Source organism: Sporosarcina sp. 6E9 (assembly GCF_017921835.1).
Lineage (GTDB): Bacteria > Bacillota > Bacilli > Bacillales_A > Planococcaceae > Sporosarcina.
Genome location: NZ_JAGEMN010000001.1, coordinates 711858 through 728867 on the forward strand (window position 1 = coordinate 711858; position 17010 = coordinate 728867).

The window sequence follows — 17010 nt, forward strand, 5'->3', positions numbered from 1 at the left end:
CCTACGGGGTGCTTTTTTGGCTTTATGCAACGAAATCTTGTTTTAAAGTTGTTTTCTCAACCGCTTCGTTTCTAAATCAGCCAATCTAACTGGAATCGGAATTCGACTTTCCTTGTTAATTAAGCTCATCGTGATTTCTGTAGCTGTTTGCAAGTCGATATAGTTTCCGCAAGAGATAAATATAGGCTTCACATTTTCATGGGATCGCAAGACTCTGCCGCATACTTCATTTTTTATGATGATATTTTCATAAGAGCCCGAAACATTGTCAGGCATCATAAAATCCACGTCGTCTATTTTAAAGTAATTTTTCGCGACGCCGATTGTGGGTTTATTGAAAAAGAAAGAAGCATGTGTTGCAATCCCCATATGGCGGGGATGTAGATAACCATTACCATCGAATATAAATAAATCCGGTGCTATAGAGAGTTTGTTAGCGGTCTCAATAACGAGGGGAAGTTCCCTGAAAGCTAAATATCCCGGAATGTATGGAACGGTGATTTTCCCGGCACTGGAGGTTTTTTCAACAACCACTTTCGACGCATAATCGATAACGACAATGCTACAGATTCCCCATTCTGCCTCATCTAACTCCTTATAAGCGATGTCTACGCCAGCACAGAATTTAATCCTATGAAATCTATTTTTTAAGCAGATATCGCGTGCGAGTTCGGTCTGTATGGCTTTGTATTTTTCAATAATCATTTATGCACCTTCTCGATGTAATCTTTTCCTAACACAACATGAATTATTCGAAATAATTGCACCGCCATATTTGGTGAAACATATCACTAGGGAAGGGCCCTATTTATTAGCAACTACATATACATTAAATTGACTTCTATATGATCTCATTATATATTTATTCATGATATTGAGAATCATTTTCAATCAAAACAAAGTCTGGAGTTGGAAAATATGAAAAAGAGTTTATTCTTAATTGTTATCGCCATGATGCTCGTACTCTCAGCATGCACAAGTGCTTCCAAAAAAGAAAGTGGCACAGATACAGGTGCAAAGAAATCCGAAAAGTCGGAAGTGAATTTGTATACGAGCCGTCATTATGACGTGGATAATGAATTATACAAAAAATTTGAAGAAGAAACTGGCATAAAAGTAAACGTTATCAAAGACGAAGCAGACGTACTCATCGAACGGATTAAACGTGAAGGAACTGCAACAAAAGCGGATTTATTATTAACTGCTGACGTTGGTAGGCTCTACCGTGCGAAAGAAGAAGGACTCCTTCAAAGCGTGTCAAGTGACAAATTATCGAAACAAATCCCAGGAAAATTGCGTGATGTTGACGATATGTGGGTCGGTTTGACTAAACGTGCGCGTATTCTAGTGTATAATAAGGATAAAGTAAAACCTGAGGAACTTTCCACATATGAAGCACTTACAGAAGACAAGTGGAAAAGCCGTGTGCTCGTTCGTTCATCAGAAAGTGTCTATAACCAGTCACTCCTCGCTTCGTTCATCGAAATAGATGGTGAAGAGAAAGCGAAAGAATGGGCGCAAGGTCTCGTTAATAATTTTGCACAAAATCCTGAAGGCGGAGATCGCGATCAAGCGAAAGCAATCGCAGCAGGTATAGGTGATGTCGCTATTATGAACTCATACTATTTCGGACAAATGCTGAATTCTTCAGAACCTGAAGAAGTGAAAGTAGCTGAGAACCTAGGTGTTTTCTTCCCAAACCAAAAGACAACGGGTACACATGTAAATATTAGTGGTGCAGGAGTCGTCAATGGTTCGAAAAATGCGGAGAATGCAATTAAACTCCTTGAATTCCTTACAGACGAAGAAGCTCAAAGCAAGTTTGCTTCTGCAAATTATGAATACCCAGTGAATGAAAATGTAGAACCTTCAGAACTCCTTCAGTCATGGGGAGACTTTAAAGAACAAGATATTCCATTATCGACACTCGGTGAAAACAATGCGAAAGCAATCATGATTTTTAACGAAGTCGGCTGGAAATAAAAGTTGGACCCCTTCCGAAATTCTTCGGAAGGGATTGCGGAAATGGTAACGTGAAACTTCTATTATTTTAGAAGAATAGCATCTCAATTCTTCTCAAATGAATGTTAGTTGAACCAATCGGGCATTTACGAACCGTTGCCCCACTAATATTTAAGTCACTTGGATATCTTGAAGTGGTGGGGCTTACGGTACGTTAATGCGGGATAAAGTGAAACTTCAATCATTTGAGTAGAATGCATCTCAATTCTTCTCAAATGAATGTTAGTTGAACCAATCGGGCATTTACGAACCGTTGCCCCACTAATTCTTTAAGTCACTTGGAAATCTTGAAGTGGTGGGGCTTACGGTACGTTAATGCGGGATAAAGTGAAACTTCAATCATTTGGGTAGAATGCATCTCAATTCTTCTCAAATGATTGTTAGTTGAACCAATCGGGCATTTACGAACCGTTGCCCCACTAATATTTAAGTCACTTGGAAATCTTGAAGTGGTGGGGCTTACGGTACGTTAATGCGGGATAAAGGATGGATTTTGCTATGAACAAGCGTTTCGCTAATGTCAATGGGTGGACAATTTCTGCCGTACTAATTATCATCTTGCTGTTTTTACCGAATTTGTCGATCGTATTAGGCATTTTTGCTCCAGCAAGTGAAAATTGGACGCATATTAAAGAGTTCATGCTTTTAAACTATGTAAAAACGACTCTCACACTCGTTTTCTTTACAGCGCTGTTCACAATTACAATCGGGCTTAGTCTTGCTTGGCTTATTGCACAATATGATTTTCCACTTCGGAACTTCATGAAATGGGCGCTGATTCTTCCTTTATCGATTCCTCCTTTTATTGGTGCTTATACATACCATGGCATCATAAATTACACGGGGGTCATTCAAAAGACGCTACGTAATCATTTTGATATAACACCGAATCCTGCCTACTTTGACATTATGAATATTCCGGGCGCGATTTTCATTTATACATTGGTTCTTTATCCGTACGTTTATATGATTACAAGAATTTTTCTATCTCATCAATCGGCATCCTTAATTGAAAGTGCGCGTACTTTAGGGAAAGGCCCTTTGGAAATTTTCTTTAGAGTTGTTATTCCGATTTCTCGCGTTTCAATTATTGGCGGTGCGAGTTTAGTCATATTAGAAGTTTTAAACGATTACGGGGTAGTGAAGTATTTCGGTATCCAGACCTTTAGTACAGCGATATTTCAAACTTGGTTCGGACTTGGTGATCTGGCGTCATCTATCAAACTAGCGGCCTCGCTTATGGTCATTGTCATTTTCATTTTGATGATTGAACGCTTATTGCGTGGCGGAAAGCAATACAGTTATTCGACGACAAAAGTCAGACCGCTTCCACTCGTAAAACTAAAAGGGAAAAAAGCAGCCTTTGCGACGCTATACACAGTTGCTATTTTTAGCGTAGCGTTTCTCGTTCCAATTTTGCAGTTGATTGATTGGGTCATTCTCACAATTGGAAAAGTACCGATGGAGGATGTATTGCTTTACACGAAAAACTCGATTATCGTGGCAGGGTTAGGTGCGTTCTTGATAATAGTATTTTCATTGGTTGTCGGAAACTTTAGTCGATCCGTCAAACACAAGTTGGCGAAAGTATTACCGAAATTGACGGTTCTTGGTTATTCGATACCCGGTGTCGTTGTGGCAGTTGCTGTTATAACGACATTCATTGCGCTTGATCGATTCTTAGCGCCTGTCTACCAAATTTTTGGTGTCGACTCGGAACTTGTTCTTAGCGTCAATCTGTTCATGCTGATTAGCGCTTATGTCATCCGGTTTTTCGCAATCGGTTATAATTCGATTGAATCTGGTTTCGATAAAATCGGTACAAATTTCCGTGATGCCTCGCGTATGCTAGGCGCCAACAGCCTTCGAACTTTTTTCAAAATTGATGTTCCGATGATGAAAGGTGCAATTATTAGTGGATTTATCCTTGTGTTTGTAGATATACTAAAAGAGATTCCTTTAACGTTGATCTTACGGCCATTCAATTATGACACGCTCGCCACAAAGGCGTTCCAATATGCCAGCGATGAAAAGATTATGGAAGCATCTCAAGCCTCACTATTGATTGTAGGCGTGAGTACGCTAGCAATTTTCGTTTTCCATAGGTTACTTAGAGAGGAGCCGAAATAATATGTATATGGAAATTAGTAACTTAAATTTTTCTTATTCTAATTCTTCCACACGAACGGTTGACAATTTTTCCTTCACAGTAGAAAAAGGGGAAGTTATTTCAATGCTTGGACGCAGCGGAAGTGGAAAAAGCACATTCCTGCGTTTAATTGCGGGATTGGAAATGCCGTCAGGAGGTTCGTTTATGCTGAATGGCAAGAAAATGTTTTGCGAAGAGACATTTATCCAGCCTGAAAAGCGAGGAATCGGTATGGTATTCCAGGACTACGCGCTTTTTCCGCATATGAGTGTTGAAGATAATATAATATTCGGGCTCCCGAAAATGAGTCGTAAAAATAAAGTTAAGCGGGCTAGAGAGGTTCTTGAACTGGTTGAACTTATTGGGTTCGAAAAACGATACCCACACCAATTAAGTGGTGGTCAACAGCAACGTGTCGCGCTTGCGCGAGCGATGGCACCCGAACCTGAACTAATTCTTCTTGACGAACCCTTCAGTAACCTGGACACAGATTTGCAAGTGAAAATTCGCGGAGATCTCAGACGGATTTTAAAGAAAGCGAAAACAACTGCTATTTTTGTCACGCATAATCAAAATGACGCTCATGCACTCGCAGACCGCATCGTAAAAATTAAAGACGGCAAAATCGATAAAATCGGACGTCCTTGTGACCTGCTCGGTGTTTCACCGACGGAAATACCCGGCATGGTTGAAATTACTTACGAAGAATTAATTGGTGTTTGATCAAAAAAGCCTTATCCTTTATACGTAACCCGTTCAGTTGAGTAGTACAAAACTTATTTAACTTAGCATTGCTTTTTAGCAATGCTTTTTTTAATATGTTTATCGAAGTAATCCAGTGATAAAACGTGTGGTATGATTATTAGAAGATGTAGGTTGTCCATTCCAAATATTTAATGAACTCTTATTCAACTATCGAAGGGGTGAATTGTTTGGGCTTATTTTATCGAGAGTATGGGGATAAGAACGCTCCGTTAATGGTGTTTTTACACGGAGGCGGAGTAAGTAGCTGGATGTGGGATAAACAAATTCAATACTTCAGTAATTATCATTGCATGACAATCGATTTACCTGAACATGGGGCAAGTAAACATACAGAAAATTTTACAATACAATTCAGTGCAGAGAAAATAAATGAGTTGATAGAAGAAATAGCAAACGGTAAGAAAGTAATTGTTATTGGTTTCTCATTAGGTGCACAAATAGCTATTCAAATGTTAAGTATTAATCCCAGCTTGATTGATTATGCGTTCATTAACAGTGCATTGGTTAGGCCCAATTCAATTCTTAGGAAAATGATAAAACCGTCCATAAAACTAACTTATCCTTTAGTTAAAGTTAGATCGTTCTCAAAACTTCAAGCGAAAACACTCTTCATTGATGAAGAATACTTTGAAACATATTATAGGGAAAGCACTCAAATGAAATCAGATACACTTATTAGAATACTAGAAGAAAATATGTCGTTTGAAATTCCCAACGATTTTAAAAAAGTAGAGAGTAAGATATTGGTTACTGTTGGTGAGAAAGAAAAATCAGTCATGAAAAATTCCGCGATAGAAATAGTTTCGAGTAATTCAAGTTGCACTGGGATAATTATTCCTAACGCGGGTCACGGAATATCTTTGGCGAATCCTGATTTCTTTAACCAAATGATAGGAAAGTGGATACAGGAAGGTACATCACCACAAGATGTAGTAATAATAAAGTAAAATATTATTATACTGACGAACATAAATGATTCTGCTTAACTTCCCATGGCCTTTAACGGCTAACCAAACAGATCATAATAATTGATAATATCATATTGAGTAGCTTCTGTTTAAGTGAGTGTGAGTATGAGTATAGGTCCCTGTATAGTTCCGTTGGCGAATGGGAATCCTTCTACTATCCAAGTATCGAAATGGAGGATATATAGTGACCAATAATGAAATTGGAAAGTTACCTAAGCATACTGAGTCCTATTGGCGGACGGATATTGATTTTCCGAAGTTTCCAAGTTTAGAGGATCATTTAGAAGTGGATGTTGTAATCGTCGGCGCGGGGATTACTGGAATTACCTCCGCATATCTTTTGGTCAATGAAGGCTTGAAAGTCGCGGTGATCGAAGCAGGGAAAGTGTTGAATGGGACAACTGGACACACGACCGCAAAAATCACAGCTCAACATGATTTAATCTATGATGAATTTATTCGTAATATTGGTAGAAGCAACGCGCGTTTGTATTACGAAGCGAATATCGAAGCGTTGAACTTTATCAAAGACACCGTGAAAGAGCATCATATTGATTGCGATTTGAGCACACAAGACGCGTACATATACGCTACTTCCGAGAAATACGCAAAGAAGATTGAGAAAGAATCGGAAGCTTATAAAAAATTGGGGATTGATGGGGAGCTAGTCGATAATTTTCCTTTCGATATTGATATACAAAATGTGTTAGTCATGAAAAACCAAGCGCAGTTTCACCCGACCAAGTATTTAGTCCACCTCATTCAACACATCACGGAAAAAGGTGGGCTGATTTTTGAGAATACAACTGCTGTGAATATTGAAACTGGTGAAAAACCTGTCGTTCTGACTCGCGGAGAATTGGCGCCCAAAATCACAGCGAAACATGTGCTCGCTTGTTCTCATTTTCCATTTTATGAGGGGCTTGGGCTTTATTCGACTAGGATGCATGCGGATAGGTCGTATGCACTTGCTGTCAAAGCGAAAAAGAAGTTTCCAGAAGGCATCTATATCAGCGCCGATGAGCCAACCCGTTCCTTGCGTTCAGTGACCGTTGACGGTGAAGAAATGGTACTCATTGTTGGCGAAAATCATAAGACTGGTCAAGGAATTGAAACGATGGAACATTACAAGGCACTGGAGAAGTTTGGCGAAGAAGTCCTGGGAATAGAAGAGGTCGTTTATAGATGGTCTGCCCAGGATTTAATAACGCTAGACAAATTGCCTTATATTGGTGAATTAACATCCGGACAACCGAATATTTTGATAGCTACAGGATTCCGTAAATGGGGAATGTCCAATGGAACTGCGGCCGCACTTTTGTTCCGGGATATGGTTTTAGGTAAGGAAAACAATTTTCAAAAGTTGTATTCGCCTTCACGATTCTATGCACATCCGAGTATGATGAACTTTTTAAAAGAAAACGCCAATGTTGTCGGTCAATTAATCAAAGGAAAGCTTGAATGGTCGAAAACAAACCCTGAAGAGTTATCCAAAGGGGAAGGGGCAGTCATTACGCTGGACGGTCATAGAAAAGGTGCATACAAAGACGACGAAGGTAAACTTCATATTGTTGATACAACATGTACGCATATTGGATGTGAAGTTGAGTGGAATAATGGTGATCGCACTTGGGATTGCCCTTGTCACGGGTCCAGATTTTCATTTACTGGCGAAGTAATTGAAGGCCCCGCGGAAAAACCTCTACAGAAATATGATTATACAATGATGGATAATTTGACGTCTGAAGACTCCGGTTATTGATGAATGTACAAACCTTACCGTTATTTGGTAGGGTTTTTTGTTTTTAGGCATTAGTCACTCTTAGTTTTCGCTTAACATATCATGGGGATGTACTGATTAATTTGGAATGGAGTGTTGAGATGGCCTACACGGATAATTATGAAAGGGATACCTATGGTATTATCGCGTTTTATTTACGTAATGATTATGACCATGGTCGTTTTTTCGACAGAGAAATAAGTCATTATGAAACGGAATTGGCACGTGCAAACCTGAATAATATTCAGCGTCTCGGAAAAATATGGGAAAAGGCTGATAAAAAGCAGGGAGACATTGGTACGCTCATTAATGAGGCACAGCACGCCACCAGTGAATTTCACAGCCTTCTTGCCTATACGATGGATAAATCCTTGCATTGTGATGTTATCATTGCCACACCAGTATCGCTTCTAGACCATATGGTAAGAGAAGCGGAAGAGTCTCAAAGAATCTTTAAATATATCGAAAGCGGTAAAAAGGTTTCCAAGGCAGACGCAATCATCCATGAAAGTGTCTTTTGGTTAAGACAAATGGCAGATCACTTGGGTTATATACGCCATTACGTAGATATATCCAATTATGACCTACATTTTCAAATCCAGCAGATGACCGATAAATTTCAACGTCTACTTTTACAAGCAAATGCATTGCAAACGATGATCCGTCCACCGCGTAATGAGGTGTCCCCGGCTCTAAATCAATTCAAAAATATGCTAATTCCTGAAGTAAAGGAATTGGAGAAATTTAAATTGGAATTAGATGATTTAGTTAAAAAATGTGCTGCTATTACAACTGCGCCGCCGGATTTGTTGGAGCATATTGCCAGGGAGGCCCATCATCTGTGGAGAAATCTGGAGGAAGAACGGATAACATAATCAATCGACTTAAATAATTATTTGGGACTAGACCCAGTATTCTGGTTAAAACAGGATGCCAAGCGAAAGCATGTTAGATTATTTGAATGAAAAAAGTTCTCTTCTTATAGTGATGTTATCAACAAACACTAAAAGAAGAGATTCCCTTTTGTCTAAAAACTCGGGTGAATTAATTAGGTGATATACAGGAAAGGAAATGAATATGAATAATTTTAATGAAGGTAAATTACCAAAAAAACAACAATACAGTCAATCATTAAATGCTATAGGTCCAGACTTTACCATTCCCGGACAATATGACGGTGATCAAAACATGGGGAATTATCAACGGCAACAGCAAGATACTCACCCTGCACTGTTTGATCAAAATCAACTTGAAGATGGTCATGGTCCGGTTTATGCAGTTCCACCCTTCCCGCCGGATTATAACCTGGACCAAAGCACGGAAAGTCAAGGGTTACAGCAGGATACGCACCCCGCCTTATTCGATCAAAATCAAATGAACCACGGTTTCGGTCCGATTTATGCAGTTCCAGCATACCCGTGGCCTCATAGCCAGAGCCCAGGTACAGGAAGTAGCCCAATGCATCAAGATCCCAGCCAAAACATGGGGACTGGCAATTGGCCGCAGGGGGGAAATCACAACCAAGCAATGACTCCTTATTACTGGCGATGTCCTCATTACATGTATCCCGTGTTCGGGGTCCAATATCACCGATAAAATCAACAAAATAACCTTGTATTTTAGTGCGTATAGGCGCAGCTAAAAAATCGTTACAAAAATCAACCCCAAAAATTGACTCCGAAACAGTCAACGATTATACTAAGGCTACAATAAAATACTATATTATCTTCCTTTAAGGGGAGTAGCTAATACAGCAAAGCCGTCAGTACAGGGAATTATCCCTCGGTTTTGTTGGCAACTGAAGTTGTTTGCGAGACCTTACCGATTATTTGGTGAGGTCTTTTGTATCTTTGAGACGTTTATGGCCAATTATTGGTTATGACGTCTTTTTTTTATTTCTTTTATTATATTGGAGGACAAGCTTTGAATAACTATCAAGTACTGGCAAATTCAGTCATCATTAACAAGAAAAATCGTTTAGTAAGTCATGATGACTCATTAAAGCATATCGGGACGGGGAGAAGTGCCTTTGTATTTAAAATAAAGTCATGTAATAAGGCGATAAAAGTATTTTTCCCTGAATTTATAGATATTGCAAAGGAAGAAGCTGAAATATACCAAATGCTTCAAAATATCGCTTACTATCCTTCAATTTATGATGCTGGATTGAATTATATTGTTATAGACTATATTGAGGGGTCTACACTTTTCGAATGTGTTTCGCAAGGAAAATTCATCCAACCAACGCATATTAAAGAAATCGATTATGCACTTTCATTGGCAATAGAGCAGGGATTAAATCCTTCCGATATTCATTTAAGAAACCTATTTATCTCTAAAAATGACGAAATAATAATCATTGACGTGGCACGTTTTCGACAAAATAAAAAATGCAGGCAATGGCATGATTTGAAGAAAACATATTATCGGCTTTACCTTAAACGTTTTTTCCCAAAGAAAATTTCCACAATTTACTTAAATATTGTTGCATTCCTTTATAAAAAAGGACTTTTTCCATCTTATAGTTGGGTTTGAATAACTTATTTTCTAAACTAATTCATAAAATAAGTTACAGATATTCGATTAACGGTAATAGTAGGTTATCACTTCAATGAAAGTGGGGATTGTATTGGAATGGATTGCGGACGAGGCTATGTATCCCGAAGTATTAATAAAAATTACATTAGCATTACTTTTAAGTTTAATAATTGGTGTAGAAAGAGAGATAAAAAAGAAGCCAATTGGATTAAAGACGAGTGCAGTCATCGCGACATTCAGTTGTCTATTGACCATCGTCTCTATTGAATCGGCCTATCTGGTTCCTGCACGAAATGATATTAACGTGACAATGGATCCACTTCGTCTTGCTGCCCAAGTTGTAAGTGGAATTGGTTTTCTTGGGGCTGGTGCGATTTTAAGAAAAGATAATGACACAATAACCGGCTTAACAACAGCCGCGATGATTTGGGGCGCGGCGAGTATTGGCATCGCAGTGGGGGCTGGTTTTTACATTGAGGCAGCATTCGCTGTTATTAGCGTTATGTTTGTTGTAGAAGTGCTTGCGCCTATTTTAAGTAAGTTTGGACCAAAGAGATTACGTTCTAAAGAAGTTCCTTGCACGATAATTCTTGCCGACAAATCAAATATAGCCGATGTGATTGCTTATTTTGATGAAATTAAGATGACCGTCGAACATATGAAAATTAGGCAAATCATCAATAAAGATAAGTTAATTAAACATGAGATGGAGTTACGGTTATCGACTACTTCGGAAAAACCAATCATTCAATTTTATAACGATTTAGACGCACTACCGTATATTGAATCAATTGAAATTGAAATTATTTAATATTAAAGGGCAATAGCGGTTTCGCTATTGCCCTTTATGTTTTAAACTTGTCCATCAATTTTATTCTTTATCGTCAGTGTCTACATCTTCATCCGGGTTGTCATCAGCATCGTCCATATCAATATCTACATCATTATCTGTTCCATCATTCGGCTCAACTTCACCATTGTCAGGATCATCAATGATGATATCGTCATCACCGTCATCACCACATGCCGCGAGTAATCCGACTGACAGAACTGCAGCTGCGCCAACTTTCAACAACTTAGATTTGTTTGTAACCATTACAATCTCCTCCTAGTGAAAATTTAACTACTCTTCTATCGTGCACACTTTACATCTACCCCGATTCGATATTATCAATCCTTTTAAACAGTAAATCGCTATTTTCCATCAAATAAATACAAGAGTTGCTTTTTGATATTTTATTATTGGTGGATACTAATCATAACGATAGACTGTCAGGTTAGCGTTATGATCAATTGTTGCCGCAAAGCAGAATCTTTTACAAATAACCTCGCTCGTATTCCCTAAGCCCAATATATTTAGGGTGAAATGATATTACGAAGTGTCAGATTTATAATTCATTCATAAACTGATTCGAGGGAGTGATGAGTTTGGAGCAGTCAAGGTACCGGGGAAGTTATAAACCCTATGTGTCCCCATTAGATCCATGTCCGCCAATGAGGGTGAAAAAGTTTGTTTTGCCACCGCCAATTTTTATGAACATTCAACCGCCTGGTCTTGAACAGGTTTCGCCAAGAGAAGCACTTATGATGGGAACACTTTGGCCAATTCTTGCAGACGGATTTTCACGGGAGGAGGGAATTTCGTGAACCTAAGCGCGTTTGAAGCAGAACGGGAAATGATGTTGCTTGTTCAAGAAGCCGATTTTGTTGTCGTTGAATTGACGCTATACACCGATACGCACCCAGATGATGAGGAAGCTTTGGAGCAGTGGCGTGAATCAATCAAAAAAGCAGCTGAAATTCGACGGAAATACGAAAAGCGGTATGGACCTTTGTCACTTTATTCAATTCCTTCCGAAGAAGCACTTGAAATGGGCTGGCGATGGAATCAAGCACCGTGGCCATGGCAACGATGAGAAGGGGGAAAAAGTAATGTGGGTATATGAAAAGAAGCTTTTATATCCTGTAGAAGTGGGCGAATGCAATCCAAAGCTTGCTAAATATATAATGGAACAGTACGGGGGAGCTGACGGGGAACTTGCAGCGGCTCTACGGTATATGAATCAACGATATACAGTGCCAACCAAAGTTATTGGTGTTCTGACGGATATCGCAACAGAGGAGTTTTCGCATCTTGAAATGCTTGCAACAATGATTTACAAATTGACTAAAGACGCCACTGCTGAACAATTAGAAGAGGCAGGACTTGGCGCACATTTCGTAAATCACGGTCATTCTCTTTTTTATGAAAATGCCGGCGGTGTCCCTTTTACTGCAACGTATATTCAATCAAAAGGAGATCCGATTGCCGATTTGTATGAGGATATTGCAGCGGAAGAAAAAGCGCGCGCGACTTATCAGTGGCTGATTGATATCTCTGACGATGTCTTAATAAATGATTCGCTTAGATTTTTACGAGAACGCGAAAATATTCACTCATTGCGATTCAGAGAATCTGTAGAATTACTTAAAGATGAACGTGATCGCAAGAAGATATTTTAGGAGGAATTTTTTTGCCGAAAACGTTTCAAAAGGAAGCGTTGTTTGAACTACACTTTTTGGAAATGAAGCTTTTCAAAGTCTTTTTAAATGAATTGGAGGAAATGGGTCTTAATAAAGAAATGCTCGGAACGCTGACGCCACTGATGGCTGATCATATGGCACGTGAAGAGACTTATTATCTAATGAAGCTGGCTGAGACAACAGACATACCTGCACCAATAGATGATCCGACAAAACCACGTGTAAAATCTTAATGAAAAAAGGTTAAGAAATGTAATAATTTCTTAACCTTTTATTTATTATACTTATTGAATAACTACTAACATCCCACCGATTGCGCCTGTTACGACAATCATCCACGGCGGTAGTTTCCAATAGGACAGCATGCTGAATAATAAGGCTGCCAATGCAAAGTCCATGGGTGTTAGTATGGAACTCGTCCAAATCGGATGATAAAGCGCCGCGATTAGTATTCCGATAACAGCGGCATTTACACCCATTATCGCGCCTTTAATTTTAGGATTATTGCGTAATTGATCCCAAAATGGCAATGCGCCTAGAATTAATAAAAATGCTGGGAGGAATACAGCGATTGTAGCTACTAAACCACCAACCCAGCCTTTCATGACAGTTCCTAAATATGCTGCGAAAGTAAATAGCGGCCCCGGCACGGCCTGGGTAGCACCATAACCAGCTAAAAATGCTTCTTCTGTTATCCAGCCAGTTGGGACAAATTCTTGTTCCAATAACGGCAAAACGACATGACCGCCTCCGAATACGAGTGATCCGGATCGATAAAAGCTGTCGAACATAGCTATCCAATAAGAACCAGTTTGTTCTCTAATAACCGGTAAAAGGAAAAGTAAACCAAAAAACAATGCAATACAAATTGCAGAGATTTTTTTGGAAATCGGGAAATTCGATTTTGTTTTGTCCAAAGCAATCAGCTGCTTATTATATAGAAGGAAGCCAATAACTGCAGCGACCAAAATAACACCGACTTGCGTAATTGCTGACTGCGCTACCAGTGTCCCGATAAGCGCAAGTAATGCAATTGCTTTCCGTTTAAGATCGGGTGTTAAGTTCTTTGACATCCCCAAAATCGCATGCGCTACTACGGCAACTGCAACGATTTTTAATCCATGAATCCAACCAGCATCTGCAACATCATAGTTTGTTAATAAAGTAGCAAAAAGAATGAGTGCAATTACGGAAGGGAATGTAAAACCTATAAAGGAAACGATTCCACCAAGGATCCCAGCGCGCATGACACCTATCCCGATTCCTACTTGGCTACTTGCGGGACCGGGCAGGAATTGTGCCAAGGCGACTAAATCCGCATAAGTTTTTTCATCCATCCATTTTTTTCTTCGTATGTATTCCTCGTGAAAATAACCTAAATGGGCTGTAGGTCCACCGAACGACGTCAATCCCAGTCGCGTTGAAATTAAGAATAGTTCCCAAAGTGATTTGAACCTTTTATTATTATTATTTTTCACTGATAACTCCCTTATCTATAAATAGTAATTCTAGACACTATAACATTATTTTGATTTGTCTTGACCAAAATAAAGAAATATTTACAAAGACTTAACATCTGCTTGATCAATAGTTGTGGGTTAGTTGATAATATGGCTGTTAATGGATATACTAAAAAAGAATTTACCGTTGTAAATACATACGTAGTTTCGATTTAGACAATGGTTATACATATTGATTCAAAAGAGTTGATTGATGTGCAGGAAAGCGTTCGCCCGGAATGGAAATCAACGATGTCCAAGAAGTAATATTAGATTGAGGTGAGTGATTATGCGCAAAAAGTACGGTAGGCTTCGTAAAAGTGAAAATGTTATCGTATTTCCTGGAACCTTTGAAAGGTTAGTAGCAAAAGGAATCGACTGCGTAAAACATAAACAATTTGAAAAAGCGGTTGAGGCATTTGACCAAGCGATTATTTATGAACCCGATTATCCTGAGTTCCTGGGACCGTATGCAGTCGCGCTGTATGAAACAAAAGATTTCGAGCGTGCGCGGGAAATCGCAGCCAGGCTTCTTCATAGTGGCACCACCAGCTATATCGATGCGATGGAACTGTATTTAACAATTAGCATTCAACTTCAAGAATATGAAGAAGTTGAAATGACAATCGACACACTCTTGGAAGAAGGCATTATTCCGCATGAATTACTAACGAAATTTACTTACCTGAGAGAGTTAAATAGTCGATTGTCTTCGCGCTATACGCCCGACGAAACCAATCCTGCAGAAGCAATCTTCACATTCGAAGATTTTCTGGAAATGGATATCTATACGCAACAACATACACTTGCATCATTAGAAGGAACAGATCTTCGCGCAATGATTCCAGTATTAGAAGATATTGTGGAAAGCGTGCATTTATCGCCGCTTATTGTTACATTTGCAATAACACTCCTTCAACAATCCGGTTATTCGAAAGAGGTAACCATCAAAAAGTTTGGGGATGAATTAGCCATTGTGCCCGCAGGAATGCCATTGCCTGGTCAAGACCCATTCACGATCAACGTATTATCGACAGTAGAAGAATACCTAGTTAAAGATCCATCACGATTTGAAATGGCTAAAAGTTTAATTGAGAAATTCGCCATCACCGCCTTTCCATTTAGTTGGGGACAATATGATGAAGAAGAAGTCGCAATTGCATACGTACAATACATAGAATGCCTTTTCACGGGGGAAGAATTACCGAATACATCGCTTCACGCATTCATCAAAGAAATAGACGACTTATCTAACTTTGAGTAATTTGTAAAATTGTTGAAAGATGAGGTCAGTATGCTATACTGAAAGAGTTGTTAAAAAAGAATATACGAGCAAAAATAGATTCACCAATAAGATTCGGAGGTTTTTAATATGTCAGTTAAATGGGAAAAAGAAGAAGGTAACAAAGGTACACTTACTGTAGAGGTGCCTGCTGAAAAAGTAAAAGAAGGTCTTGATAAAGCGTTTAAAAAAGTAGTTAAGGATGTTGCAGCACCAGGATTCCGTAAAGGAAAAATGCCACGTCAAATGTTTGAGAAAATGTATGGTGTGGAATCACTTTACAACGAAGCACTCGATTTCATTTTACCGGAAGCTTATGGTTTAGCGGTTGAAGAAGCAGGAATTGATCCTGTAGATCGTCCTGAAATCGATATTGAACAATTGGAAAAAGGGAAAGCCCTTATTTTCAAAGCGGTTGTTACAGTGAAACCTGAAGTGAAGCTTGGCGACTATAAAGGCCTTGAAGTTAAACGTCAAGACACAGAAGTTACAGACGAAGAAATTGAACAACAATTAAAAGATAGCCAAACAGCATTCGCTGAACTCGTTGTTAAAGAAGACGGTGAAGTGGAAAACGGCGATAGCGTCAAACTAAACTTTAAAGGATTCTCTGACGGAGAGCCATTCGAAGGCGGAGAAGCACAAGACTTCGACCTAGAAATTGGTTCAGGATCTTTCATCCCAGGATTTGAAGAACAAATGATCGGCATGAAAGTCGGAGAAGAGAAAGAAATCGAAGTAACATTCCCTGAAGAATACCATGCAGCAGAGCTTGCAGGAAAACCTGCTACTTTCGAAGTAAAAGTTACTGAGATCAAAGGTAAAGAAATTCCTGAACTCAATGATGAGCTTGCAAAAGAAATTGACGAAGAGGTTGAAACACTCGACGAACTTCGCACGAAATTGAAAGAAAAAACGACTCAGGAAAAACTTAGCGCTTCTGAAACTGCACTTCGCGATGACCTTGTAGAAGCTGCAACTCGTAACGCAGAAATCGATATTCCAGAAGTAATGGTTGAATCTGAAGTAGAACGCATGATGGAAGAATTCGGTCAACGTCTAGAACAACAAGGCATGAACCTTGAGCTATACTTCCAGTTCTCTGGTCAAGACGAAGAAGCACTTCGCGCACAAATGCAAGACGACGCTTTAAACCGTGTTCGCGTTTCATTGACGCTTGAAGCAATCGGCGAAGCTGAAAAAGTTGAGGTTGCTGAAGAAGATATTAATGTAGAACTTCAAAAAATGGCTGATCAGTTCGGCATGGAAATTGAACAAATTAAAACAGCACTTGGCGGTACACGCGTTTTAGAAAACGATCTTCGTTTTAATAAAACAGTTGAATTGCTTGTAGAAAATGCAAAGATTACTGAATAATATTTAGCAATAAGGACAAGGTACGGTATACCGTACCTTGTTTTACATAGGGGCAATTCGGTTCTAACTTAAAGTTATACTGAATACTAATTAGTTGATTATACTTC

General features: G+C 39.1%; 17 protein-coding genes and 1 pseudogene. 15 read left to right on the forward strand and 3 right to left on the reverse strand.

Going from position 1 to position 17010, the window contains the following annotated elements; translation table 11 throughout:
- Positions 1-42: 42 nt before the first annotated feature.
- The gene (locus J4G36_RS03760) at positions 43-705 is read right to left on the reverse strand and encodes an endonuclease V (protein WP_210468738.1); all 663 of its coding nucleotides are present in this window, start codon (positions 703-705) and stop codon (positions 43-45) included.
- Between the two features lie 213 nt (positions 706-918).
- Here J4G36_RS03760 and J4G36_RS03765 point away from each other — a divergent pair, with 213 nt between their 5' ends.
- The 9 genes from J4G36_RS03765 to J4G36_RS03805 all read left to right on the forward strand — a co-directional run bounded on the left by J4G36_RS03765 (position 919) and on the right by J4G36_RS03805 (position 11033).
- Complete coding sequence (locus J4G36_RS03765; RefSeq protein WP_210468739.1) at positions 919-1983, forward strand: Fe(3+) ABC transporter substrate-binding protein; 1065 nt, start codon at positions 919-921, stop codon at positions 1981-1983.
- Positions 1984-2520: 537 nt separating this feature from the next.
- A complete protein-coding gene (locus tag J4G36_RS03770) occupies positions 2521-4152 on the forward strand; it encodes an ABC transporter permease (RefSeq protein WP_210468740.1) in 1632 nt (543 codons plus the stop codon).
- Between the two features lies 1 nt (position 4153).
- Positions 4154-4894 carry an ABC transporter ATP-binding protein gene (locus J4G36_RS03775; protein WP_210468741.1) on the forward strand — a complete coding sequence of 247 codons (741 nt, stop codon included), beginning with the start codon at positions 4154-4156 and terminating at the stop codon, positions 4892-4894.
- Between the two features lie 209 nt (positions 4895-5103).
- Complete coding sequence (locus J4G36_RS03780; RefSeq protein WP_210468742.1) at positions 5104-5883, forward strand: alpha/beta fold hydrolase; 780 nt, start codon at positions 5104-5106, stop codon at positions 5881-5883.
- A gap of 160 nt (positions 5884-6043) precedes the next feature.
- On the forward strand, positions 6044-7666 hold the full coding sequence (locus J4G36_RS03785) for an FAD-dependent oxidoreductase (protein WP_246880390.1): 1623 nt from the start codon (positions 6044-6046) through the stop codon (positions 7664-7666).
- Between the two features lie 101 nt (positions 7667-7767).
- On the forward strand, positions 7768-8559 hold the full coding sequence (locus tag J4G36_RS03790) for a DUF2935 domain-containing protein (RefSeq protein WP_246880391.1): 792 nt from the start codon (positions 7768-7770) through the stop codon (positions 8557-8559).
- Positions 8560-8761: 202 nt separating this feature from the next.
- Positions 8762-9280 carry a hypothetical protein gene (locus J4G36_RS03795; protein ID WP_210468744.1) on the forward strand — a complete coding sequence of 173 codons (519 nt, stop codon included), beginning with the start codon at positions 8762-8764 and terminating at the stop codon, positions 9278-9280.
- A 327-nt stretch (positions 9281-9607) separates the two neighbouring features.
- Complete coding sequence (locus J4G36_RS03800) at positions 9608-10219, forward strand: protein kinase family protein (protein WP_210468745.1); 612 nt, start codon at positions 9608-9610, stop codon at positions 10217-10219.
- 76 nt (positions 10220-10295) lie between these two features.
- Positions 10296-11033, forward strand: coding sequence for an MgtC/SapB family protein (locus tag J4G36_RS03805; RefSeq protein WP_210468746.1), 738 nt, complete (start codon positions 10296-10298; stop codon positions 11031-11033).
- A gap of 60 nt (positions 11034-11093) precedes the next feature.
- Here J4G36_RS03805 and J4G36_RS03810 read toward each other — a convergent pair whose 3' ends face one another.
- The gene (locus J4G36_RS03810; protein WP_210468747.1) at positions 11094-11318 is read right to left on the reverse strand and encodes a hypothetical protein; all 225 of its coding nucleotides are present in this window, start codon (positions 11316-11318) and stop codon (positions 11094-11096) included.
- Between the two features lie 332 nt (positions 11319-11650).
- Here J4G36_RS03810 and J4G36_RS03815 point away from each other — a divergent pair, with 332 nt between their 5' ends.
- The 4 genes and pseudogenes from J4G36_RS03815 to J4G36_RS03830 form a co-directional block, all read left to right on the forward strand.
- Positions 11651-11869 (forward strand): spore coat associated protein CotJA, encoded by a 219-nt coding sequence (locus tag J4G36_RS03815; RefSeq protein ID WP_483315876.1) that lies wholly within the window; start codon positions 11651-11653, stop codon positions 11867-11869.
- Entirely contained in the window at positions 11866-12138 is a 273-nt protein-coding gene (locus J4G36_RS03820) for a spore coat protein CotJB (protein WP_368668717.1), read from the forward strand. Before J4G36_RS03815 ends, J4G36_RS03820 begins: the two co-directional genes overlap by 4 nt.
- Before the next feature lie 16 nt (positions 12139-12154).
- On the forward strand, positions 12155-12724 hold the full coding sequence (locus J4G36_RS03825) for a manganese catalase family protein (protein ID WP_210468749.1): 570 nt from the start codon (positions 12155-12157) through the stop codon (positions 12722-12724).
- 56 nt (positions 12725-12780) lie between these two features.
- Positions 12781-12978 (forward strand): annotated as a pseudogene (locus tag J4G36_RS03830) (DUF2935 domain-containing protein); the annotation flags it as partial.
- A 51-nt stretch (positions 12979-13029) separates the two neighbouring features.
- On the opposite strand, the gene J4G36_RS03835 reads toward J4G36_RS03830, so the two are convergent.
- A complete protein-coding gene (locus J4G36_RS03835; protein ID WP_210468750.1) occupies positions 13030-14223 on the reverse strand; it encodes a chromate transporter in 1194 nt (397 codons plus the stop codon).
- A 310-nt stretch (positions 14224-14533) separates the two neighbouring features.
- Here J4G36_RS03835 and J4G36_RS03840 point away from each other — a divergent pair, with 310 nt between their 5' ends.
- Entirely contained in the window at positions 14534-15508 is a 975-nt protein-coding gene (locus J4G36_RS03840; RefSeq protein ID WP_210468751.1) for a tetratricopeptide repeat protein, read from the forward strand.
- Positions 15509-15616: 108 nt separating this feature from the next.
- Positions 15617-16903: a trigger factor gene (gene tig / locus J4G36_RS03845; protein WP_210468752.1), complete on the forward strand. Its 1287-nt coding sequence runs from the start codon at positions 15617-15619 to the stop codon at positions 16901-16903.
- Positions 16904-17010: the final 107 nt, after the last annotated feature.